A 22423-nucleotide genomic window follows, 5' to 3' on the forward strand; every position below is an offset into this window, starting at 1 on the left:
GTGAACTGCACCCCAAATGTTGGATACCCAACAGAGTAAGGTGCAGTTTTTTATGGCAAAACCTAAGTATTCCCTCGAACTCAGACTCGCAGTCGTAAACCACTTTCTCTCGGGCAGCGACGGAACCCATCGCACTGCCGAAATTTTTGCCGTCGAAAGAACCTCAGTTCGACGCTGGGTCAGAGCCTTCCAGCTTCACGGTATTGATGGCATTACCTGGAAAAACGATATCCACTCTGCAGAGTTCAGACTGGTGGTTGTCCATGCTGTGCTCAACGACGCGCTTTCAATGCGTGAAGCTGCAGCCCGCTTTAATATTTCCAATGAAACGGTTGTTCGTCGCAGGGTCTCCGTGTACAACGATGCCGGACCGGAAGCACTCCGGAATATGAAACGCGGCAGGCCTCGGGAAATGACCAGGAAAACCACCCCTCTTTCTACTGATACCGATATGGAACAGCTGTCTTCTGAAGAACTCCAGGCTGAGCTTCGCTATCTGCGGGCGGAGAATGCTTATTTAAAAAAGCTGAAAGCCTTGGTTCAAAGCGAAAAAAACGGCAAAAAGCCCAAATCATCAGCGAACTAAGGCAAGAGCATGCCCTTAATGACCTCCTGCGTGCCGCAGGCATGTCCCGGAGCACGTGGTATCACAACATCAGAGCGATGAAGCGAACGGATAAACACGCCGGACTCAAGGCCAGAATCAGTGACATATACCGCCATCACAAAGGACGTTACGGCTATCGCCGAATCACACTCTCTCTGAGAAAAGAGGGAATAGCAGTGAATCACAAGACAGTACAACGCCTGATGGCGGAACTGTCACTCCGCTCTGTTAGTAGGGTGAAGAAATATCACTCGTGGAAGGGAGAAACAGGTAAAGCAGCACCTAACATCCTTAAGAGAAACTTCTGGGCGTTGTAGTGGTCAACAAAAACTGGCCACGGCTTTAGAGTTTTTCCAGAACAATCTTTCTGATTCATTCGGCGTCAAACCACCATTATATTGATGGGGTCTGAGCTGGCTGTAATATCCTGTGATGTAATTCGTTATTGCCGTGCTGGCTTGGCTAAAATTCGTGTAGCCATTATCCGGTACCCACTCTGTTTTCAGGCTTCTGAAGAACCGTTCCATTGGGCTGTTATCCCAGCAATTTCCCCGGCGACTCAGACTTTGCTTTATCTGATATCTCCACAGTAACTGCCTGAAATTCCTGCTGGTATAGTGACTGCCTTGATCCGAGTGATACAGTAAATTAGCCGGTTTTCCCCGTGCTTCCCAGGCCATCGACAGGGCTTTACCTGTCAGTGCTGAATCAGGGAAAAATGACATCGCCCAGCCAACCGGTTTACGGGAAAACAAATCGAGTACTACAGCCAGATAAGCCCAGCGTTTTCCCGTCCAGATATAAGTCACATCACCGCACCAGGCCTGATTAGGCTCGGTAACAGCAAACTGGCGAGCCAGATAATTAGGGATCTCAATGTGTTCCTTAGACGCCTTCTTATAACGATGGCCAGGTTGCTGACAACTGATAATATTGAGCGCTTTCATCAGCTTTGTTGCCCGCCAGCGGCTCAGTTTTATACCTTTGGTGGTGACCATCGCGGCAATGCTTCGCGCTCCTGCTGAGCCGTTACTTTCGCGATAAACTTCACGCACAAGGCTCAGTAATGCCACTCTCGTGGCGTCAGGCTTCCTGGGCTGCCGCCAGTATTTATAACTGCTGCGATGAACCCCAAACACGTTGCACACAACGGCAACAGGAAACCGCGCCCTGAGTTTCTCAACTAATGAGAATTGTTCAGGGAGTCTGACATCAAGAGCGCGGTAGCCTTTTTTAATATATCCCTTTCCATTTCAACGCGTTGAAGTCTTTTCTTTAGCTCACGTATTTCAATCTGCTCAGGTGTCATGGGTGAAGCAGTGGGTGATTTTCCCGCTCGCTCTTCTTTCAGTTGTCGAACCCATTTGTCCATCGTGGATTTGCCGACATTCATTGCCGTTGCAGCGGCGGCAACGGTGTAGTGCTGATCGAGTACAAGCTGGGCAGCTTCGAGGCGAAACTCGGGGCTAAAATTACGTCTGTTACGTCCGGTCATAATGTCACCTGTTTTGACTGTGAGGTGATGATATCACCTCTATTCAGGTGGCCAAATTCAGTGTGCCACTACACCCTTGCTTATCTAATATATTTAAACGCTCGATAGCAGTGATCCTATCCATCATAAGTCCACATGAAAGCCACATAATTATGTCATTCACGTATACTTGAATAAAAATCAGCCGTTAATGACACGTATACACAACCAAAAGTGATATTCCCTATATTCATCAATAAATAGTATGGATAGAGATAGCGAGCTAACCCCCAACAGCAGCAGAACAGGCTCCATCAAGTTTTTCACTATGCAAACATAGATTTACCAGAGCGGTAGAAGCAATGTGCTAGGCTGGATTTCCGAGGGCGTAAAGCCCCAATGCAGATAGAAATCTTTTGCTTCCTCAGACAGCGCATGAACTAATAACGCTTTCGTCCCCACCTGTTCAGCAACCTGCCGGGAACGCAAGATCGCATCTTTTAATAGTCCCGCGCCAATTCCACGGCGCTGGTAACGTTCATCTACCGCCAGACGACCCAAGACTAATACGGGCAGCGGATCAGGCATATTACGCCGTAACGCGCCCGATACGGATTGACGCTGTACGCTGCCGGTTGCCAGCGCGTAAAAGCCAATAACCTGATTGGCACCCGATTCACACACGATAAAAGTGCGTGATGCGCCAATGGTTTGATTCTTGAGAGCCTTACGCTTCAGCCAGTCATCCAGCGACGGTTCTGAACTTCGGAAATCAACCACGGCATGCTGAGGTAATAATAATTCAGGTGCCGTTATTCCCACGGTGATTTCCTGTCTAATAACGCCTGTAACCGCTCATTGGTGGCGACAGGTTTTTCTAACGCGGTAATAAAGGCATCAAATTGTGATTCATCAACCAGAAACAGGCGTTGATCCAATAGCACCTCTTCCGCCTCACGACATGCAGCCTCAAGGATAAAATCAGTACGTGACTTTGAAAGCAGTTTCGCGGCAACGTCTATCAGTTCCCGTTGTGATGATTTCGCCCGAATGTTGATCGGTGCCTCTTTTGCCTCTGTTCTCATAAAGGCCTCCTGTATAGCTAATCGTTATACAGAAATCATAATCAATTGTGTAGCAAATAGCTACACGAAGATTAAATATCACTATAGGGTGACGAGTTACTCATCACCTGTTCACCGACTCATCACCCATTAATTTATTGATTAGTAAAAATAAAAATCTATGGTGAAGAGGGTGAACAGTTTTGTGCAAAATCTTTTTATTTTGGCGTCTTGTTGATATCGCCCTATTGCTGCTTTTTGGGTTAATCGTTAAATTCCGTATCACGGATGAAGGGGAAACGCGTTAGGGTCGATCTGGATGAGTTATAAATTAAAGCGTGAAGAAAAACGTTCGCCAAAGAACGAAAAGGCGATGTTGCTTAAGCTGGAGATTGAAGGACAGCATCAATTCGCAACTACCCTACTATCCGAAGCACCAATTTCACCAGCATTGCTCTCTGCGATTAAAAGGCGTAAAGAATTGAGTGAAAATTGATCTTGTTTTTATCTCACATACTCATCGTCATTTTTCGTAGGCTCACGTTTAGGCCTATGAATAAAGTCTGAATTCACACTTAAAACATAAAAATCATAACATTACGATATACATTCAACTTCCCCCAGCCCATGAAAACCCGCATTCTCACTGAGTTTGCGGGTTTTTTATTGCCTGTTATCTATCGGGATACCCCGTTTACAGCCGGAAATTTTAGTTATACGCTTAGTTATACCGTCCCATATAACTACAAAAGCGTATAACTACGATGGCTCGTATAACTACCCCACTGAGCAATACCGAGATTAAAGCTGCCAAACCTGCCGAGAAGGAATACTGATCCTATCCGCCAATAGTGGACACGCGACTAAGTGAGTAAACTCTCTACCAGAGGTGACTCATGACGAAACCCGTATCAACCAGTAAAAAACCACGTAAGCAACATACGCCTGAATTCCGCAACGAAGCCCTGAAGCTTGCAGAACGCATCGGTGTTGCTGCCGCTGCTCGTGAACTTAGTCTGTACGAATCCCAGCTTTATAACTGGCGTAGTAAGCAGCAGAGCCAGACAACGTCCTCTGAGCGAGAGAGTGCACAGGCAGCAGAGATTGCCCGCCTCAAACGCACAGATCTCTTTCTTTGGGTACAGCCGAGTGGCGCGAGTTTATGTTGCTAGATGGGATTCTATGGCAACACACTAAGAAAATGATGGTGTTGGAGCGTCGTAAAGCTAAATTAAATTTACAGCACAGCCAGCGCTAAAAATCAGCGTATAAAACGAAGCCCTACTGTCATGCGCAGACTATTTTTCAGGATGACTTTTCGTTTTAGTTATACGTTTAGTTATATTGACAAAAAAAAGATTAAAATAAATTAAAACAAACACTTATGATTAAAGTTCAAATCCCCCTCCGAATTACTCATCGCCCATTAATTTATTGATTAATAAAAATAAAAAACCGTGGTGAAGAGGGTGAACTGTTTTGTGCAAAATCTTTTTATTGTGGCATCACGTTTATACCGTGATGTTGCTGCCTTTTTGGTTAAGTGCTAAATCCAGTATCAAATATCATACTTAAAAGGGGCTGATTATGTCCGTACAACCTATCCTTGCAAATTCAACTGTGAGTATCAGCGACTTTAGAAAAATCGCTCAATGCCGCGCTTAAAGAAGCTAACGGAGAACCTGTAGCTGTGCTAACCAGTGGCCGTATTTCTGGCTATTATGTTTCCCTGGAAACATAGGAGGCGCTGGCCGACTATCAGGAAGATATCGAACTTGCCAAAATCGCCCGTTCCCGGATGGAGGGAAGCACGTTAGGGTCGATCTGGATGAGTTATAAATTAAAGCGTGAAGAAAAGCGTTCGCCAAAAAACGAAGAGGCAATGTTGCTTAAGCTGGAGATTGAAGAACAACATCAATTCGCAACTACCCTACTATTTTCCGTTAAGGAAATTGAATCCATCCAAAGGCAGCGAACTACGCTCTTTATGATGGCGACGGCCTTAGCTGCTCATCAAATTCAGCAGTAGGGTATTTACAACAGCCGCCGTGATCCGCGGAGCGATGAATGAATGACGTTACTGTCATCACGCACGCCTTTCAGATTACAGTGCCGTTTCGTGCAGATAGCGTTTTGCCGCGCTGAGGAACCGTTCAGAGAGTTCATCACCTTCAGTTGCCCGGGCCAGTATCAGTGCACCGGTCAGCATAGCCAACTGTGCCAACTGTTGGTCTGAAGGCGCATCACCAAGTTCAGCCCTCTGAATGGCGGCAAGTCGTGACGCCATCTTTTTGACGCCCATTTTGTAAGTTTCGCGTACCGGCTTTTCCGGTGGCTTACGCAGCACATCTGACGCCAGGGCGGTGACCGCACATCCATTGCCCGCACTGTCCCTATGGCTGGATGACAGGTAGTAATCCACGAGTTCATGAAACGTCGCGATGCCGCTTGCTGAGAACGAAGCACTAGCATCATCAAACGCCCTCTGGCAGGCCAGGGCCTCAAGCTCATCTTTGGAGTTGAAATGGCCGTAAAATCCGCCGTGCGTGAGGCCAACAGCCGCCATGATGTCATTGACACTAACACCGTCCAACCCACGCTCCCGGAACAGCTCCGCCGAAGTTTTAATAATGCTGTCACGATTGCGTTCCATCTGCTCTTTAGATACCCGCCCCATTGATCCCCCATTCTGAATGAAACAATCCGGGCACCTCAGTACCCGTGAATACCCATTTACTTATTCTCACGCCCGCAGTGGCAGGGTACTGATATATTTTGCGCCAGTTCCCTGCGCTCTGGGAAGGGTTCCCGCGATCTGGTGGTGTGGTGTACCGTAATCAATAGTGCTGACATTCTCAAACCTGTAGTTCTTCAGACTGTCCCCCAAGGTAGGTATCTGCCGTATCAATAAAGTTGCCGCCCGCATTAACGTAGACGCAGAATACCGCTCGTGCCTCCGTTTTTTCTCCCCTCATAGCCCCGGCCGGCACCAAAGTTACCTGTACCCATTGCCAGTTCTGAGGCGCGAAGCCGGTGTTTCGGACAAGAGTGGTATAACACATGGCTCATCCCCACCCTACTCGATTAAATTATCATTGACATTTATTATACATGTCGACCATCATTTAAAAATGACTCAGGATGTAAATTCCATTCTGCAACTGAGGAAAAACGAGATGGCTGAGAACACGTCGGTACTGATAACCGGGGCATCAACGAGCAAAGCAGTCTACGCAGACCGCGTTGCCCGCAGAGGACACAATCTGGTGCTGACACTGGCGCGCGTCTCTGCAGCCACATCTTTCTCCCGAACTATTTGAAAAGGAATGCAACGATGTCCGATAACGTATTGTTTTCTCCCTTCACCCTGAAGAGTCTGACGCTGCCGAACCGTATCGTGATGGCTCCCATGACCCGAGGTATGGCACCGGAAGGTATTCCGGGTCAGCCTAACGCCGATTATTACCGCCGCCGCGCGGAAGGTGAAGCAGGTCTTATTCTGACCGAAGGAACCGTGATCAACCGCCCTGCATCACGCAATATGCCGGGCATTCCCTTCTTCCATGGTGAGCAAGCGCTCGCGGGCTGGAAACAGGTGGCAGAAGCCGTGCACGCGGCTGGCGGGCGTATTGGCCCGCAAATCTGGCACACCGGTTCAACGCGCAGCGGGGAATGGGAACCAGATGCACCGGTTGAAAGCCCTTCAGGCCTTGTCGGTCCGGGTGATGTGCGCGGCGTGGCTATGACAGAAGAAGATATTGCCGATACGGTCGCCGCCTTTGGCCGCGCTGCCGCGGATGCAAAACACCTGGGTTTTGATGTCGTTGAACTGCACGGCGCGCACGGTTATCTCATTGACCAATTCTTTTGGCAGGGAACCAACCAGCGTACTGACGCCTGGGGCGGAAAAACCATCGCCGAACGCTCCCGCTTTGCGGCTGAGATCGTGCGCGCGGTACGCACATCGGTGGGACCAGACTTCCCGCTTATTCTGCGCGTCAGCCAGTGGAAGCAGCAAGACTACGCGGCGCGTCTGGCAGAAACTCCGCAGGAGATGACGGAGTGGCTTGCACCGCTGGTTGAGGCAGGCGTGGACATTCTGCACTGCTCACAGCGCCGGTTCTGGGAGCCGGAGTTCCCAGACATTGATGGCAGTGAAGGACTTAACTTTGCCGGCTGGGCAAAAAAACTCACGGGCGCGGCGACTATCAGTGTGGGGTCGGTAGGATTGTCCGGTGATTTCTTCGGTGCCTTTGGCGGCCAGGGATCCGAAACGGCCGAGCTGGATAACCTGCACGTACGAATGGAGCGTGGGGAGTTTGACCTGATAGCGATCGGTCGCGTGCTGCTCTCCGACCCACAGTGGGTGCAGAAAGTTCGCTCAGGCCGTACAGACGAGCTGCACGGTTTTCGGGCAGAAGATCTAGCGGCACTGAAGTAAGCGACTACAGTCGCAGACTGCATCATTAAGACATGCCGGCTTTGGCCTGGAACCCACCGCTGCGGAGGAAAACTCGCAGTCGAAAAATCTCGGGTATAAAGCCGGACTTAGCGTAAGACCATGGGTTATTTTTCTTCACCAAAACTACTGTTCACTGGTATTCACCATGGCCTGAAGGACTATCGAATATCACATGGTTATAACGAACCGACAGACACCGGATCAATATGAAAGCGATAGAAACCCGATGCCACCAGTTGTAAACACTTCCGCGAGAGAGGGTATTGTTATAGTTTTATGGGGTTTCCAATCAGCCACCGCCGAACCAGATATCACCAACGAAACCACAGCCATGATAATTCCACAGCGTTGCTGACCCGTTCAGCCAGGCGAATAAATTAAAATACCGGAAATGGGCTCAGATCCGTTTCCGGTATGCAGTACACAAGCATCCTGCCCAAAATGAAATGACTGATTGGAATGTATTTCCTATTTACACGCCTGGACATCACCGATAGCGCAATTTTACATCCCGAAAGCACATAATAACATATTGTTATAATTTCAAGTGTAAATTAATGTCGATTTTCAAATAGGGGGCTGAAGATAACGCAGTACCCGCTCACGTTCTATCACTAGCGATGACATGAATACCGGAATGTTGAGATTTATTTTATACAACTAAAAAGAGGTGTGACTGCTATGTTCAGAAAATTATCTATCCTAAAGTTCGTTGTCATTTTTGCTATTTCTCCCTTTGCATTTGCCAAATCGGACATACTGCGTATTGGTGTCGATTTGACGTTTTCCCCCTTTCAGAGTATGGATAAAAACGGTAATCCATCGGGCTTTGACATAGAAATCACTGATGCCATCTGCAAATCAATCAACGCAAAATGCGATTATATCGTCAATACGTTCGATTCTCAGATTTCCGCCCTTCTTGCGAAAAAAATAGATGTGATCGCTCCACTTGGAGTCACGCGTACGAGAAGGGAATCGATAGATTTCAGTAACTACGTCTTTCACGTCCCCACTAAACTTGTCGCAAGGAAAGAGTCAAACCTTCTTCCCAATGTGGATCTGCTACGTGGGAAAAAGATCGCAGTACAGAAAGGCACCATTCAGGAAGCCTATGCCAATAAATATTGGCTTCCCGCCGGAGTGATGGTTAAAAGCTATCGTGATCAGGAAGCTATTTATGAGAGTTTACATTCAGGCAAAGTTGAAGGTGCGTTGTCCCCCTCGGTTGCCATAGAGTTTGGATTTTTACAAACGCCACAGGGCAAAGATTTTGAGTTAAAAGGCCCAGAGGTCACTGATGCGGATTTATTTAGTCTCGGTTCCGCATACGGTATACGCAAAGACGATACGAAAACAAAGCAACTCATTAATCAAGGACTGAAAGATATCGTCCAAAAAGGCCTGTATGCAAAAATAAAGAAACGCTATTTTGGTGATATCGATTTAAGTGTGAAGGAATAATATCAGCTTCAATTCACTCATTCTTTTCATGCTCAGCCTCTCTCCCGGTCAACAACAAGACCGGGATATTTCGCCGAGGCAGGCCGCACTCCGCCATGCTCCATGTCCTTCAACCGCGTCAGCAACAGAATGTTGATAAAGCATCGGCCCTGTTTCTGTTACCATCGCGCGTTGGAAAACTAGCGATATATATGTGAATATATTCTGCTTAACATCACCGCTTTCACAGTGAACTACACGCAGGAGAAATCATGAGCCTTCACCTCTGGCTGGCTTATACAGGCATCATCATCGCCCTGATTGCCATTCCGGGCCCATCCGCCTTAATCAGCATGTCGCACGGTTTACGCTACGGCGCTTCACGCGCAACAGCGACCGTGCTCGGCGGCGTCAGCGCGGCAATGATTTTGATGTCCTGTTCAGCATTGGGGCTAGGAGCCATCCTCGCGGCGTCAACCACTGCCTTCATGGTATTAAAAATTATTGGTGCGGTTTATCTCATCTGGCTGGGCATCGCATCATGGCGTTCCAAGGATATGAGTACCGCAGAACAGGACGTGCAGGAAGCCTCGGCTCCAGGCTGGTTTCCGTTATTCCGCAAAGGCTTTCTGGTTGGGATCAGTAATCCGAAAGATCTACTGTTTTTCGCTGCGCTCTTCCCCAATTTTATCGATACCAACGCCCCGCATGCCTTGCAGCTCATCATTCTGGCGGTAACCTGGGCGGTCTTCGATTTCAGCATCATGTTTATCTATGCCTGCACCGGCCGCCGTTTATCGGGTCTTTTCTCCAACCCACGCCGTATTAAGCTGTTTAACCGCTCGACGGGCGGGATCTTTATTCTGGCAGGCACCACGCTGGCGGCGTCAACACGTTAATTGACGGGCTCCTGCTGCTTTCAGGCTGGCAGGAGCTACACCGTTACGATGCCGTGACAAAATCAGCAATGCCCTTCTCGTCCATCCGATAGCGAACCCATTCATCCTGCGGCTTCGCGCCAATGCTTTTATAGAAATCGATCGCGGGTTGGTTCCAGTCCAGCACGCTCCATTCTAGCCGCCCGCACTGCCTTTCCTGCGCCAGACAAGCCACCTGTTTCAGCAGAGCCTTGCCCGCTCCCGCATTACGATATGCCTGCGCGATGTAGAGATCTTCCAGATAAATGCCGTATTTCCCCAGCCAGGTTGAATAGCTCATGAAGAAAATCGCATAGCCGACAGGCTTACCGTCAATCTCGCAAATCAGCGTTTCCGCCGTCGCCTCTTCACCAAATAGTGAGCGCTCAATATCCTCAAGCGAGGCCAATACTTCGTGGCGCGCTTTCTCGTACACGGCAAGCTCAATAATTAAATCCAAAATCACATTCGCGTCAGATTTCTGTGCAGGACGGATGACAATATTCATAAAGCTTCTTTTCTCCGGAACGACTTTCCAGTACCAACAATAATCGAGGCTTGCCATGCTACCGGATTAAAAATACTGTATGAACTGCATTTTCTACAGCGACTGATGAACATCATGCATCTGGATTTACGGCGTATCGATTTAAATTTGCTGGTGGTATTTAACAGCGTGTACCAGCATCGATCCGTCGCCACAGCGGCAAAAGATCTGGCGATGAGCGCATCGGCAGTCAGCCATGCGCTCGCGCGGCTGCGCAATACGTTTTCCGATGAGCTGTTTTTTCGTGTGGGCAACACCATGCACCCGACCGTCCTGGCGGACGATATCGCGGAGCCGATCGCGGAAAGTCTGGCACTGCTAACGCGAGGTCTGATGCCACGTCCACGTTTTAACCCCGCCCACAGTACGGAAAGTTTCACCTTCTCCATCACCGATTACACCGCGTTTTCAGTCTTTCCTACGCTGATGGCGCAAATGGAGAAGCTGGCACCCCATATCACATTCAATCTGGTCTATTCGCCGCAGAAAGTCGCGATTACGGATTTGCTGGCAGGGAAAATCGATTTTGCTTTAGGGTTCACCGACATGACGCAATCGGAGAACCAGGAAATTGAGGAGATAGACTGGATTGAAGACAGCTATGTCATCATCACCGCCGCGGATTATCCGTCAGGCGAGTCGCTTACGCTGGATGATTACCTTGCCGCCCAGCATCTTGTGGTGACGCCGTGGAATGAATCCCGTGGAGTGATTGACTATGCATTGGATCAACTCAATAAGAAACGCCATGTCGCACTGAAAACGCCATCCATGATGAGCGCACCATTTATCATCGCCGATTCAACGCTGATCATGGTATTACCGCGCAATATCGCGACAATTTTTGCACAACTCCTACCGTTACGGATCCACCCCCTGCCTTTCACTGTGCCGCCCTATCGTGTGAAGATTTATCATCACCGCCGCAATAGCCGTTCGGAAGCAAGCCAGTGGATTAAAAACCTGTTACACAGCCTGGTGATACATCCCATTAGCTAGCCTGATGCACTGCCATCTCACACAGCTATAGCCACGTTTTCACCCCAAAATCACCCCAATTACGAGCCGAGAGAAACGCCCGTAGAGAGCTATTTTCCCGATAAAGAGACCCGCAAGATAACTTGTCATACAGATAAAACAACAAAAAGACCATATTAATCTATTGATATAAAATGGAAATAACTCCGCATATCGTCTGCTTCACGCTATTCCCTCTGTCATTTTTTTGTGACCTGTCTAACACATACCAAGAAACGTAACCTTCTTAATAAAATCCGCAATAGTTAATCCCCACCAAGGGGATAACAATAGCCGCGAGCCTGGCAAGAAGTTCCTCAATCATCTTTGGAGTTTCCAATGACCAACAATAATAAGCTGAGCGTTGCGGAGAAAATCGGCTTTGGCATGGGCGATGCAGCCTGTGGCATCGTCTACTCTTCCGTAACCATGTTTCTTACCTACTTTTATACGGATATCTATGGCATCTCCGCCGCGGCGGTGGGGGTCATGTTCCTGGTGACGCGCGTGCTGGACGCCATCGTTGATCCTCTAATTGGCATCATTGCAGACCGTACCAAAACCCGCTGGGGTCACTTCCGCCCATGGCTGGTCTGGTTTGCCGTCCCCTACGCCGTGATTGCCGTGCTGGCCTACACCACGCCAGAGCTGAACGGCACGGGTAAGCTGGTTTATGCCTACATTACCTACACGCTGCTGATGCTGTTTTATACCTTTATCAACATCCCTTACTGTTCGCTCGGCGGTGTTATCACCAGCGATGAAAAAGACCGAATTTCCGCGCAGTCTTACCGCTTTACCATCTCCTCAATAGCAGGGCTACTGGTGTCGGTCGGCACGCTGTGGCTGGTCGACTGGATTGGCGGCACCAACAAGCAATTGGGCTATCAGGGCACCATGATGATCATGGGCTGCCTGGCCGTCGTGATGCTGTTTTTCTGCTTTTTCACCACAACGGAGCGTATTAACCCCGCGGTGGATAACAATCAGAACGTCTGGGACGATGTCAGAAACCTGCTGAGCAACGATCAGTGGCGCATTGTGGCCATCATTACATTCTTTTCCAGCATGGCTGGCGTCATGCGCGGTGCGGCGACGCTGTATTACGCAACCTACCTGATGGTCGGGCCGGACCAAGGCAGCGCCGCCGGAACGGCAATGAAATCCGCATTTATTACCACCAGCGTCGTCGGCACCATTATTGGTGCAATGATGGCGGGCTACTTTGGCAAGCGATTCAGTAGCATAAGTCTGTTCAAGAACATCAACCTGCTGCTGGTGTTTGTTGGTGTCATCCTGTTTATGGTGCCGCCACAGTGGCTGGCGGTCGTCTTCCCGCTCTACTTTTTGATCGGCTTTTTCCACCAGATGTATCAACCGTTCAAATGGAACATGATGGCGAATGCCGCCGATTACGGCGAGTGGAAAACAGGCCGCCGCATTACCGGTCTGTCGTTCTCCGGCAACCTGTTCGCGCTGAAATTGGGTATGGCGGTTGCGGGTGCGCTGGTCGGCTTTTCACTCGGCTGGTTCGGCTATGTCGCCGGTTCCCCCACGCAAACACCGCTCGCCACCGCCGGTATTATCGGCCTACTGAGCATCGGGCCATCGCTCTCCTATCTGGTTCTGTATTGGCTGGTACGCTTTTACAAGCTGGACGATAAGACGATGGAAAACATTCAGGCTGATTTAGCGAAGCGTCACAGCACGGCTGACCGCGCGCCGGAAAGCGAACTTCCTGTCGATCAAGGCCTGACGCCAAAAGGCGCAGCCTGATCGCAAGACCTGCGGGTAGCACGCTGCCCGCCTTTACTCTCAGGACGATGACATGAGTACAGCACATTCTCCCTGGAACCCAGATTTGGGCAACGGACGTTATAAGAATCCGATTTTATGCGCCGACTATTCCGATCCTGACATCGTGCGCGTCGGTGACGACTTTTACATGGTGTCGTCCAGCTTTAACCACATGCCCGCGCTACCGATCCTGCATTCTCAGGATCTGGTGAACTGGACGCTGATCAACCACGTATTCAGCCGATTCAATCTGCCAGAATACGAACACTTTCAGCCCGGAAAAGGCGTGTGGGCACCCAGCATTCGCTATCATGCCGGAAAATTTTGGGTGTTTTTCAGCACGCCCGACGACGGGATCTTTATGTCACAGGCTGACGATCCCAGAGGTGAATGGAGTACGCCGCATTGTCTGAAGCAGGCTAAAGGCTGGATCGACCCATGCCCGTTCTGGGATGACGACGGCACCGCCTGGTTAATCCACGCTTTTGCCTTCAGCCGTAGCGGTAAGAAACACCTGCTGCAACTGTGCAAAATGGCAGAAGATGGTCGTTCCCTGCTTGATGACGGAAGGATCGTGGTCGATGGGCGGGCAACACAGCCAACCATCGAAGGGCCAAAGCTGTATAAGCGTAACGGCTGGTATTACATTTTCGCCCCAGCAGGTGGCGTTCCAACCGGTTGGCAAACCGTGCTGCGTGCACGTTCGCTGGAGGGGCCATGGCAGAGCCGGATCGTACTGCATCAGGGCAGCACATCGGTTAATGGCCCGCATCAGGGCGGCTGGATCGAATTAGACAACGGTGAAAGCTGGTTTGTACATTTTCAGGATCGCCATGCTTATGGTCGGGTCGTTCATCTACAACCAATGCGCTGGCAGGATGATTGGCCGCTGATCGGCGAACACCATAATGCGCAGGGAATAGGACAACCCGTGCTGGAAGCGGATAAACCTCGCGTGAGTGCCTCCGTTAGTGTGCAGCAGCCACCGACTTCCGACGATTTCTCTTCGGCTACGCTGGGGCGGCAGTGGCAGTGGCAAGCCAATCCCGACGAGCGCTGGCTAGCGCTTACCCATCCGGGGCTTCAGCTGTTCTGTCAGCCCATGCCTACCCGTGAAGGTGAGTCTTCCTGGTATGACGTGCCTAATCTGCTGATGCAAAAATTTCCGGCTGAGGAATTTGAGTTCACCACGCAGTTGACGCCCGTTCTGGAGCAAGTCGGCGATCGCTGTGGCCTGATTATTTATGGCGAGCGTTTCGCGTTCCTCGGCATTGAGAAAGGTGCGGAAGGTCTTGAATGGGTCACCGGATTTGGTTGGATGAGCGACGCACAGCAGTTGGAGCAGCACCAGAGGCATGTGGCGATGTTGCCGGAAACTCAAAACATCACCCTGCGTGTCAGGGTGCGGCAGAACGCAATTTGCCAGTTCGCCTGGCGGACCAAGAATGGGGAATATACGGTGCTTGACGATAGCTTCGCCGCAGGACCGGGCAAATGGGTAGGCGCCAAAGTGGGGCTGTACGCGCTGACCACAGCATCAGGAAACAGCGGGAGTCATGCTCAGGTTAAAGAGGTGAAAGTCACCGCTATCGATCAATAGCCCGATAGCGGCTATAGGAAAATCACGCGTCAGGCTGTCAGATCCTCGGTACTGGTATTACGTTTTTCTGGTATCACATTGCTCTGGTATCACATTGTTCCGGTATTACACGCCGAGCGCGTCAGCAGCCTGCTCGCTTTCCACTTTGGAAAAATTTGCGTAGGTAAGTGCGTCGAGTAGCGCTGCACGATCGATCGTCGGATAAATCTCCGGGCTCTGCAAAAGCTGGCCGATATCCTGAACGCTCAGTTGCGGATAGATAGTGTGTGATGCAACAGCGATGTCACGTGCGGCGTAGCCCAACTTGCGTAAAATCACTGCAATCTGCTGATGCGTGATCGTCTCCTGATACACGGTGTAAAGCACATCGGCAATTAATGTCGACGTCAAAACCGAAATACGGGACACATCCCCCGCTCGCCCTCCCAATGCCTGAAGGATATGATCGACAGCCTGTTCTGGCGTTTTTCCCTGCGCCTGTTGTGAAGCCAGTACGGAAACCAGTTTATTTTTTATTTCATCATTTGCCATCGTTCGGTTCCTTCATACATTCATTACAGATGTTATTTTAGTATAAGCACGCTACCTGTCATGGCAGTAATGAGCAAACAAAATCACACGGCGGTACCCTTGAATAGGTACAAAAAGACATCAATCCGCTCTGAGGTGTATAATAACGGCCTGTTTTAAGAAACGCAGGTTCGTTCTCATCACGAAAGCCACGCGCAGAAAGATAGCTTGAAGTATGACGGGGTATCCCCTAAATAATTCGAGTTGCAGGAAGGCGGCGACACAGTGAGTCCTCAGGAGCTTACATCAGTAAGTGACTGAGGTGAGCGAGGAAAGCCAACGCACATGCAGCTTGAAGTATGACGGGGATAAAACACAGTTTGATACAACTCCGCTTACATCGTTCCACCCTCTTTTTTCCTGAAATGCGATAATCCTCCGATAAAAATCGTATTTTCGTTTATGCCCAGTCATTTTCATCGCTCGAAAAGACCATGTAAAATGAGGGGCTTAGTGAGCAAAAAGGCTATAAGTCATGATCACCACCGACGCTAATAACGCCGTCGCCTCCGTGGCCTGGCGAACCAATGAAGTCATCGCCATCTACCCTATCACTCCCAGTTCCAGCATGGCTGAACAGGCTGCGGCCTGGTCGAGCGACGGCGAGCTGAATATATGGGGCGATACGCCTCGCGTTGTGGAAATGCAATCGGAAGGCGGCGCGATCGCTACCGTCCACGGTGCATTGCAGACGGGCACACTCGCGACCACATTTACCTCATCGCAGGGCCTGCTGCTGATGATCCCTACGCTGTATAAGCTGGCCGGCGAGCTAACCCCGTTTGTCCTGCACGTCGCTGCCCGTACGGTTGCGACGCATGCGCTCTCCATTTTCTGCGATCATTCTGACGTCATGGCCGTGCGCCAGACGGGATGCGCCATGCTGTGCGCCAGCAATGTGCAGGAAGCGCAGGACTTTGCGCTGATTTCACAAATCGCCAGCCTGAACAGCCGTCTGCCGTTTATCCATTTCTTTGACGGTTTTCGCACCTCGCACGAAATCAATAAGATTGAGCCGCTGAGCGATGAGGTGATTCGCCAACTGCTACCGCAGCAGGCCATTGATGCACATCGTGAGCGAGCGCTCACACCAGAACGGCCGGTGATTCGTGGAACCGCCTCAAACCCAGATACCTTCTTCCAGGCGCGCGAAGCAACCAACCGCTGGTACGACGCCGCTTATGAGCATGTTGAACAGGCGATGAACGATTTTGCCGCTGCGACAGGGCGCCAGTACCAGCCGTTTGAATACTACGGCCACCCGGAGGCGACTAAAATCGTCGTCCTGATGGGTTCCGGCGTCGGCACCTGCGAAGAGGTAATCGATACACTGTTGATGCGCGGTGAGAAAATCGGCGTGGTGAAAATCCGCCTGTACCGCCCGTTTTCCGCCAAACATCTGCTGGCAGTGATTCCGCAAACGGCGAAAAGCATCGCGGTGCTGGATCGCACCAAAGAACCGGGAGCGCTGGCAGAACCGCTATACCTCGATGTGATGACCGCGCTGGCCGAGGCGTTCTCCGCAGGTGAGCGTTCACTTATGCCACGTGTCATTGGTGGTCGTTACGGGCTGTCCTCCAAAGAATTTACCCCGCAGTGCGTACAGGCGATCTTTAATGAGTTAGCACTCGCCAACCCACGACCGCGCTTCACAGTAGGGATTTATGACGATGTCACCCATCTTTCCCTGCCACTGCCGGAACAGCATTTCCCAGGTAACGCATCGCTCGAAGCGCTGTTCTACGGCCTGGGCAGTGACGGCACCGTTTCCGCGACCAAGAATGCGATCAAAATCGTCGGTGAAACCACCCCGATGTTTGTGCAAGGCTACTTTGTCTATGACTCGAAGAAAGCCGGTAGCCTGACCGTTTCCCATATGCGCGTGGGCCCGCACCCGATCAACTCAGCCTACCTGATCGATCAGGCAGATTTCGTCGCCTGCCATCAGTGGCAGTTTATCGACAAATACAGCATGGTCGAACGCCTGAAACCCGGCGGCGTTTTCCTGATCAACTCACCGTATAGCAGCGACGATCTGTGGCACCGCTTGCCACAAGAAGTGCAGGCAGAGCTGAACCAGCGCAATGCCCGTGTGTACTGCATCAACGCCGCCAAGATTGCCCGTGAATGCCATCTGGGTGCACGCATCAACACCGTCATGCAGATGGCGTTCTTCCATCTGTCACAGATTCTGCCAGCCGATGTGGCGGTGGAAAAACTGCGTACCGCCATCGCCAAGAGCTACGGCAGTAAAGGTCAGGAACTGGTTGAACGCAACTGGCAGGCGCTGAGCGCCACATTGGACGCGCTGGCCGACGTGCCGCTGGATGCCGTCAACCCAGACAGCCCGCAGCGCCCGCCGGTGGTTTCCGACGCCGCGCCCGATTTCGTCAAAACCGTCACGGCCGCCATGCTGGCGGGACTGGGCGATACGCTACCTGTTTCAGCACTGCCGCCCGATGGCACCTGGCCGACTGGCACCACCAAGTGGGAAAAGCGCAATATCGCGGAAGAGATTCCACTCTGGCAACCGCAGCTTTGTACACAGTGTAACCACTGCGTCGCCGCCTGCCCGCACTCGGCGATCCGTGCCAAAGTCGTCCAGCCTGATGCGATGGAAAATGCGCCTGCCTCACTGCAATCGCTGGATGTGAAAGCACGCGACATGCGCGGCCAGAAATATGTGTTGCAGGTTGCACCGGAAGACTGCACCGGCTGTAACCTGTGCGTAGAAGTCTGTCCGGCTAAAGACCGTCAGAACCCAGAAATCAAAGCCATCAATATGGAATCCCGTCTGGATAATCTGGCGGCGGAAAAAGAGAACTTCGATTTCTTCCTGCAATTACCGGAAATCGACAAATCTGCGCTGGAACGTATTGATATCCGTACATCTCAGCTGATTTCACCGCTGTTCGAGTACTCCGGTGCCTGCTCCGGCTGTGGCGAAACGCCGTACATCAAGCTGCTGACACAGCTCTATGGCGATCGTCTGCTGGTGGCGAATGCAACAGGCTGTTCATCGATTTATGGCGGTAACCTGCCCACCACGCCGTGGACCACCGATGCCAACGGTCGCGGCCCGGCCTGGGCTAACTCGCTGTTCGAGGATAACGCTGAATTCGGTCTGGGCTTCCGCCTGAGCGTCGATCAGCACCGTCAGCGTGCCGTGCGCCTGCTCAACAAGCTGGCACCGCAGCTACCGCCGGATCTGGTGAACGCATTGCAGGAAGAATCCATCGCGCCCGATCTGCGCCGTCAGCAGATCGAACAACTACGTGGATTGCTGGCAGCCATCAATGATACCGACGCCAGCGTGCTGGCAAGCGAATCCGACCACTTTGTCGATAAATCCATCTGGCTCATCGGCGGTGACGGCTGGGCTTACGACATCGGCTATGGCGGTTTGGATCACGTCATGAGCCTAAGTGAAAACGTCAACGTGCTGGTACTTGATACCCAGTGTTACTCCAATACCGGCGGGCAGCAATCCAAAGCGACGCCGCTGGGCGCAGTGACCAAGTTTGGCGAGAAAGGCAAACGCAAAGCGCGTAAGGATCTCGGCATCAACGTCATGATGTACGGTCACGTGTATGTCGCGCAGATCTCACTGGGGGCGCAGTTGAACCAGACGGTAAAAGCGATTCAGGAAGCCGAAGCCTGGCCAGGTCCATCGCTGATTATCGCGTACAGTCCGTGTGAAGAGCACGGCTACGATCTGGCATTCAGCCACGATCAGATGCGCCAATTGACGGCCACGGGCTTTTGGCCGCTCTACCGCTTCGATCCCCGTCGTGCCGGAGAGGGGAAAGCCGCGCTGGTCACCGATTCTCGTCCGCCATCAAGCAGCCTGAGTGAAACGCTGTTGAAAGAGCAACGCTTCCGCCGCCTGAATAGCATGATGCCGGAAGAAACCGCGCAGCTCTATGAAGAAGCAGAGCTGGATCTGCGTCGCCGCTTTGACTTCCTGACCATGATGGCCGGCAAGGCAGAGAAAAACCCGCAGGAATAACTCCTCGTCTTTCAAACCGGCTTCGGCCGGTTTTTTATGACGTGGCATCCCCGGCCACCACCCTTACGGGCCGTTGCTGATGCCACGTTAAAAATTTCTCCCGGAAATTTTTTATTGGCAGTTTTCCCCTATCCAAACGAGGCTGAATACCGAAGAACCCAGCGCAAACCGCCCGGTTTGTCAGGCACAGTAAAGAGGGGCTGACAAGACGCAAGTTACCTTATACTTTATGAGATTATTTGCCCGTTACCACGTCAAACCGCTCTCACAGTCGCAGAGGAAGAAACATGAAAGGAAAGTTCGCACCATCGCAGATTGCATTGCACTGGCTGGTTTTTCTGTTGCTCGTTGTGACCTATGCCACCATCGAGCTACGCGGATTTGCTGAACGCGGTTCGCTGCTGCGCACCGTGATGATGGTGACGCACTTTAGCTGTGGCGTAACCATACTGGTTCTTATGTTGGCTCGTCTGTTCTTGCGCCATCGGCACACCTCCCCCGCTATTACGCCACAGCCCCCTCGCTGGCAAAGTGCGCTGGGGTCGCTCACCCACGCCGTTATTTATCTCCTGTTTATCACGCTGCCGATATTGGGCGTTGCCTCACGCTATTACAGCGGACGGGACTGGATGCTTTTTGGTATCGGCATGCCAACCGCCGCGACGCCGAATTTCGACCTTGCTGAAACGTTGATTGGCTGGCATGAAACGCTGGCACCGTTAGGCTACTGGCTCATTGCCGCGCATACCGCCGCCGCCTTGTTCCACCACTATGTCATGAAAGACAACACGCTGCTGCGCATGATGCCAGCCAAGCGCGATTAATCGGGCAACGAAGGAGCAAGCAAGAATGAAAGTCGCACTGGGGCAATTCGCCGTTGACCGCGAGTGGCAACAAAACGCCACGACCATCACTGAATTCATGTCGGCAGCACAGCAAAACGGTGCCGATCTGCTGGTGCTGCCTGAAGGCGTGCTAGCCCGTGATATCACCAATCCCAACATGGTACTTACCGCCGCTCAGCCACTTGATGGCCCGTTTATTTCGCATCTGCTGGAAGCCAGCAAAGGCAACAACCTGACGACCATGCTGTGTGTGCATATCCCAAACGGCGAAGGGAAAGTCTGGAATACGCTACTGGCACTGCGCAACGGCGAGATCGTCGCGCAATACCGAAAACTGCATCTGTACGATGCCTTTTCCGTACAGGAATCGGAAAACGTACTGGCAGGTGAAGCCATTCCACCGCTGTTGACCATCGCCGGGTTAAACGTCGGGCTGATGACCTGCTATGACATTCGCTTCCCTGAACTTGCCCGCCGTCTTGTGCTGGACGGTGCAGATGTCCTCGTTCTCCCCTCCGCCTGGATTAAAGGACCGCTGAAAGAAGCGCACTGGGAACTGCTGGTGCGCGCCAGAGCACTGGAAAACACCACTTATCTCGTCGCCGTTGGCGAATGCGGCGTCAAGAATATCGGCAACAGCATGGTGGTCGATCCTTTAGGCGTTGTTGTGGTTCAGGCACCGGAAACACCAGCTCTGCTGTATGCCGACATTGAGCCGGAACGGCTGGCGTACGCTCGTCAGGCTCTCCCGGTATTGGCTAATCGACGCTTTCAGAAACCCACGCTAGACGGGGAAAATTGAGTGGCGGTTCACTCTAAGCCGCTTTCTTTCTCATTCGTGCGCCAAAAAGTGTGATTAGTTACACATGTTGTTTCCCTCGGAGGCCATTCTGCACATATAATGCGCATCCGGTCGCCAACGCGACCTTAGCAGACCAGCCTCCTGATTCGGGGGGTGCATTTACCACTCAAATAAAGAAACGAAAATGAGTATTCGCGCGATCTTTACTGTAGTTCTTGCCGCCGCCGCATTCAGCCAGGCTGCCTTTGCCGTTGTTTATCCTCTGCCTACGGCGAATAGCCGATTGATAGGCGAGAATATCGAAATCACCGTACCGGAAGATAGCACGCAGCCGTTGGAGCATTTTGCCGCACAATTCCAAATGGGTCTGAGCAACATGCTGGAAGCCAACCCTGATGCGGACGTTTACCTGCCCGTTCCCGGCAGCAAAATGGTGATTCCTCATCAGTTGATTCTGCCGGATGCCCCGCGTGAAGGCATTGTTATCAACAGCGCAGAAATGCGTTTGTACTACTACCCGAAAGGCTCCAAAACCGTGGTCGTGCTGCCAATCGGGATTGGTGAGTTAGGTAAAGATACGCCAATCAACTGGACGACCTCCGTTCAACGTAAGAAAGCGGGTCCAACCTGGACGCCAACCGCCAAGATGCATGCCGAATACGCAGCACGCGGCGAGACGCTGCAAAAAGTTTTCCCGGCAGGCCCTGATAACCCGATGGGTCTGTACGCGCTGTACATCGGCAACCTGTACGCGATCCACGGCACCAACGCCAACTTCGGTATTGGCCTGCGCGTAAGCCACGGCTGCGTTCGTCTGCGTGCCGATGATATCAAGTATCTGTTCGACCACGTTCCGGTCGGTACTCGCGTTCAGTTCATCAATGAGCCAGTGAAAGCCACCGTGGAGCCAGATGGTTCACGCTATGTTGAGGTTCACAATCCACTGTCCCGCACGATAGAAGAATTCCATTCTCCATCTCCGGCACCGATCAGCATCACGCCCATCGTAAGCAAAGTCTTGGCCGACGCCAGCGTGAACACCAGCGAAGTTGCTCAGGCAATCCAGATACGTTCTGGTATGCCGACCAAAATCAATGGTCTGATCGAGCAAGAGCCCCCGGCTATTCCGGTTGAATCTGCGGCGGTACCGGCTACCCCAGAAGCACAGCCGCAAGATAGCATTAGTGCGGTACAAAATGCCGCACCGGTTGAATCACAGCCGCCGACTACTGCGACCGACTCCAGCCGTTCGTAATCGCGATGACGCGT

18 protein-coding genes and 5 pseudogenes are annotated in these 22423 nt (G+C 51.6%); 16 read left to right on the top strand and 7 right to left on the bottom strand.

The window, feature by feature from the left end; translation table 11 throughout:
• Positions 1-52: 52 nt before the first annotated feature.
• Positions 53-918, top strand: a pseudogene (locus O1Q74_RS16175) (helix-turn-helix domain-containing protein); the annotation flags it as partial.
• A 9-nt stretch (positions 919-927) separates the two neighbouring features.
• On the opposite strand, the gene O1Q74_RS16180 reads toward O1Q74_RS16175, so the two are convergent.
• The 3 genes from O1Q74_RS16180 to O1Q74_RS16190 form a co-directional block, all read right to left on the bottom strand.
• A protein-coding gene (locus O1Q74_RS16180; protein WP_442953095.1) for an IS3 family transposase occupies positions 928-2102 on the bottom strand; the annotation gives its coding sequence in 2 pieces (ribosomal slippage) (positions 928-1844 and positions 1844-2102; 1176 coding nt in all).
• 321 nt (positions 2103-2423) lie between these two features.
• Positions 2424-2903 carry a GNAT family N-acetyltransferase gene (locus O1Q74_RS16185; RefSeq protein ID WP_271874631.1) on the bottom strand — a complete coding sequence of 160 codons (480 nt, stop codon included), beginning with the start codon at positions 2901-2903 and terminating at the stop codon, positions 2424-2426.
• On the bottom strand, positions 2894-3166 hold the full coding sequence (locus tag O1Q74_RS16190) for a type II toxin-antitoxin system TacA family antitoxin (RefSeq protein ID WP_039481848.1): 273 nt from the start codon (positions 3164-3166) through the stop codon (positions 2894-2896). Before O1Q74_RS16190 ends, O1Q74_RS16185 begins: the two co-directional genes overlap by 10 nt.
• Positions 3167-3464: 298 nt before the next feature.
• Between O1Q74_RS16190 and O1Q74_RS16195 the strand changes: the two genes are divergently transcribed.
• From O1Q74_RS16195 to O1Q74_RS16205, 4 genes and pseudogenes are all read left to right on the top strand, one after another.
• Positions 3465-3641 carry a hypothetical protein gene (locus tag O1Q74_RS16195; protein ID WP_271874632.1) on the top strand — a complete coding sequence of 59 codons (177 nt, stop codon included), beginning with the start codon at positions 3465-3467 and terminating at the stop codon, positions 3639-3641.
• A 400-nt stretch (positions 3642-4041) separates the two neighbouring features.
• Positions 4042-4266 (top strand): annotated as a pseudogene (locus O1Q74_RS16200) (transposase); the annotation flags it as partial.
• Between the two features lie 466 nt (positions 4267-4732).
• Positions 4733-4984, top strand: a pseudogene (locus O1Q74_RS20310) (prevent-host-death protein).
• Positions 4974-5174, top strand: a complete 201-nt coding sequence (locus O1Q74_RS16205) for a hypothetical protein (protein WP_271874633.1) — start codon at positions 4974-4976, stop codon at positions 5172-5174. Before O1Q74_RS20310 ends, O1Q74_RS16205 begins: the two are co-directional and overlap by 11 nt.
• Before the next feature lie 75 nt (positions 5175-5249).
• Here O1Q74_RS16205 and O1Q74_RS16210 read toward each other — a convergent pair whose 3' ends face one another.
• Together O1Q74_RS16210 and O1Q74_RS20395 are read right to left on the bottom strand one after the other, a co-directional pair.
• Positions 5250-5822 carry a TetR/AcrR family transcriptional regulator gene (locus O1Q74_RS16210; protein ID WP_271874634.1) on the bottom strand — a complete coding sequence of 191 codons (573 nt, stop codon included), beginning with the start codon at positions 5820-5822 and terminating at the stop codon, positions 5250-5252.
• A 187-nt stretch (positions 5823-6009) separates the two neighbouring features.
• A pseudogene (locus O1Q74_RS20395) lies at positions 6010-6207 on the bottom strand (aldo/keto reductase); the annotation flags it as partial.
• A 114-nt stretch (positions 6208-6321) separates the two neighbouring features.
• On the opposite strand from O1Q74_RS20395, the pseudogene O1Q74_RS16215 reads away from it, so the two are divergent.
• The 4 genes and pseudogenes from O1Q74_RS16215 to O1Q74_RS16230 form a co-directional block, all read left to right on the top strand.
• Positions 6322-6417: pseudogene (locus tag O1Q74_RS16215) on the top strand (SDR family NAD(P)-dependent oxidoreductase); the annotation flags it as partial.
• 62 nt (positions 6418-6479) lie between these two features.
• Positions 6480-7586 carry an NADH:flavin oxidoreductase gene (locus O1Q74_RS16220; RefSeq protein ID WP_271874635.1) on the top strand — a complete coding sequence of 369 codons (1107 nt, stop codon included), beginning with the start codon at positions 6480-6482 and terminating at the stop codon, positions 7584-7586.
• Positions 7587-8288: 702 nt separating this feature from the next.
• A complete protein-coding gene (locus O1Q74_RS16225; protein WP_271874636.1) occupies positions 8289-9071 on the top strand; it encodes a transporter substrate-binding domain-containing protein in 783 nt (260 codons plus the stop codon).
• A 251-nt stretch (positions 9072-9322) separates the two neighbouring features.
• Complete coding sequence (locus O1Q74_RS16230) at positions 9323-9949, top strand: LysE family translocator (protein ID WP_012773404.1); 627 nt, start codon at positions 9323-9325, stop codon at positions 9947-9949.
• A gap of 43 nt (positions 9950-9992) precedes the next feature.
• Here the strand turns inward: O1Q74_RS16230 and O1Q74_RS16235 are convergent, their stop codons facing one another.
• Positions 9993-10475 carry a GNAT family N-acetyltransferase gene (locus O1Q74_RS16235; protein WP_271874637.1) on the bottom strand — a complete coding sequence of 161 codons (483 nt, stop codon included), beginning with the start codon at positions 10473-10475 and terminating at the stop codon, positions 9993-9995.
• A 105-nt stretch (positions 10476-10580) separates the two neighbouring features.
• Between O1Q74_RS16235 and O1Q74_RS16240 the strand changes: the two genes are divergently transcribed.
• From O1Q74_RS16240 to O1Q74_RS16250, 3 genes are all read left to right on the top strand, one after another.
• On the top strand, positions 10581-11513 hold the full coding sequence (locus O1Q74_RS16240; RefSeq protein ID WP_271874638.1) for a LysR substrate-binding domain-containing protein: 933 nt from the start codon (positions 10581-10583) through the stop codon (positions 11511-11513).
• A 357-nt stretch (positions 11514-11870) separates the two neighbouring features.
• Complete coding sequence (locus O1Q74_RS16245; RefSeq protein WP_271874639.1) at positions 11871-13307, top strand: glycoside-pentoside-hexuronide (GPH):cation symporter; 1437 nt, start codon at positions 11871-11873, stop codon at positions 13305-13307.
• Positions 13308-13359: 52 nt separating this feature from the next.
• On the top strand, positions 13360-14928 hold the full coding sequence (locus tag O1Q74_RS16250; protein ID WP_271874640.1) for a glycoside hydrolase family 43 protein: 1569 nt from the start codon (positions 13360-13362) through the stop codon (positions 14926-14928).
• Positions 14929-15033: 105 nt separating this feature from the next.
• Here the strand turns inward: O1Q74_RS16250 and O1Q74_RS16255 are convergent, their stop codons facing one another.
• On the bottom strand, positions 15034-15459 hold the full coding sequence (locus O1Q74_RS16255; RefSeq protein ID WP_271874641.1) for a hypothetical protein: 426 nt from the start codon (positions 15457-15459) through the stop codon (positions 15034-15036).
• Positions 15460-15973: 514 nt separating this feature from the next.
• Here O1Q74_RS16255 and nifJ point away from each other — a divergent pair.
• From nifJ to O1Q74_RS16275, 4 genes are all read left to right on the top strand, one after another.
• On the top strand, positions 15974-19507 hold the full coding sequence (gene nifJ, locus O1Q74_RS16260; protein ID WP_271874642.1) for a pyruvate:ferredoxin (flavodoxin) oxidoreductase: 3534 nt from the start codon (positions 15974-15976) through the stop codon (positions 19505-19507).
• Positions 19508-19794: 287 nt separating this feature from the next.
• A complete protein-coding gene (gene cybB, locus O1Q74_RS16265; RefSeq protein ID WP_271874643.1) occupies positions 19795-20331 on the top strand; it encodes a cytochrome b561 in 537 nt (178 codons plus the stop codon).
• Positions 20332-20356: 25 nt separating this feature from the next.
• Positions 20357-21154 carry a deaminated glutathione amidase gene (locus O1Q74_RS16270; protein WP_271874644.1) on the top strand — a complete coding sequence of 266 codons (798 nt, stop codon included), beginning with the start codon at positions 20357-20359 and terminating at the stop codon, positions 21152-21154.
• Between the two features lie 184 nt (positions 21155-21338).
• Entirely contained in the window at positions 21339-22409 is a 1071-nt protein-coding gene (locus O1Q74_RS16275) for a L,D-transpeptidase family protein (RefSeq protein WP_271874645.1), read from the top strand.
• The last annotated feature ends 14 nt before the right edge of the window (positions 22410-22423 follow it).

The sequence above is a fragment of the Pectobacterium sp. A5351 genome (assembly GCF_028335745.1).
Taxonomy (GTDB): domain Bacteria; phylum Pseudomonadota; class Gammaproteobacteria; order Enterobacterales; family Enterobacteriaceae; genus Pectobacterium.

Excerpts from the sequence above, each read along its gene's own strand:
- O1Q74_RS16190 (WP_039481848.1), bottom strand. The coding sequence starts at position 3,166 with ATGAGAACAGAGGCAAAAGAGGCACCGATCAACATTCGGGCGAAATCA.
- O1Q74_RS16195 (WP_271874632.1), top strand. The coding sequence starts at position 3,465 with ATGAGTTATAAATTAAAGCGTGAAGAAAAACGTTCGCCAAAGAACGAA.
- O1Q74_RS16205 (WP_271874633.1), top strand. The coding sequence starts at position 4,974 with ATGAGTTATAAATTAAAGCGTGAAGAAAAGCGTTCGCCAAAAAACGAA.
- O1Q74_RS16210 (WP_271874634.1), bottom strand. The coding sequence starts at position 5,822 with ATGGGGCGGGTATCTAAAGAGCAGATGGAACGCAATCGTGACAGCATT.
- O1Q74_RS16220 (WP_271874635.1), top strand. The coding sequence starts at position 6,480 with ATGTCCGATAACGTATTGTTTTCTCCCTTCACCCTGAAGAGTCTGACG.
- O1Q74_RS16225 (WP_271874636.1), top strand. The coding sequence starts at position 8,289 with ATGTTCAGAAAATTATCTATCCTAAAGTTCGTTGTCATTTTTGCTATT.
- O1Q74_RS16230 (WP_012773404.1), top strand. The coding sequence starts at position 9,323 with ATGAGCCTTCACCTCTGGCTGGCTTATACAGGCATCATCATCGCCCTG.
- O1Q74_RS16235 (WP_271874637.1), bottom strand. The coding sequence starts at position 10,475 with ATGAATATTGTCATCCGTCCTGCACAGAAATCTGACGCGAATGTGATT.
- O1Q74_RS16240 (WP_271874638.1), top strand. The coding sequence starts at position 10,581 with ATGAACATCATGCATCTGGATTTACGGCGTATCGATTTAAATTTGCTG.
- O1Q74_RS16245 (WP_271874639.1), top strand. The coding sequence starts at position 11,871 with ATGACCAACAATAATAAGCTGAGCGTTGCGGAGAAAATCGGCTTTGGC.
- O1Q74_RS16250 (WP_271874640.1), top strand. The coding sequence starts at position 13,360 with ATGAGTACAGCACATTCTCCCTGGAACCCAGATTTGGGCAACGGACGT.
- O1Q74_RS16255 (WP_271874641.1), bottom strand. The coding sequence starts at position 15,459 with ATGGCAAATGATGAAATAAAAAATAAACTGGTTTCCGTACTGGCTTCA.
- nifJ (WP_271874642.1), top strand. The coding sequence starts at position 15,974 with ATGATCACCACCGACGCTAATAACGCCGTCGCCTCCGTGGCCTGGCGA.
- cybB (WP_271874643.1), top strand. The coding sequence starts at position 19,795 with ATGAAAGGAAAGTTCGCACCATCGCAGATTGCATTGCACTGGCTGGTT.
- O1Q74_RS16270 (WP_271874644.1), top strand. The coding sequence starts at position 20,357 with ATGAAAGTCGCACTGGGGCAATTCGCCGTTGACCGCGAGTGGCAACAA.
- O1Q74_RS16275 (WP_271874645.1), top strand. The coding sequence starts at position 21,339 with ATGAGTATTCGCGCGATCTTTACTGTAGTTCTTGCCGCCGCCGCATTC.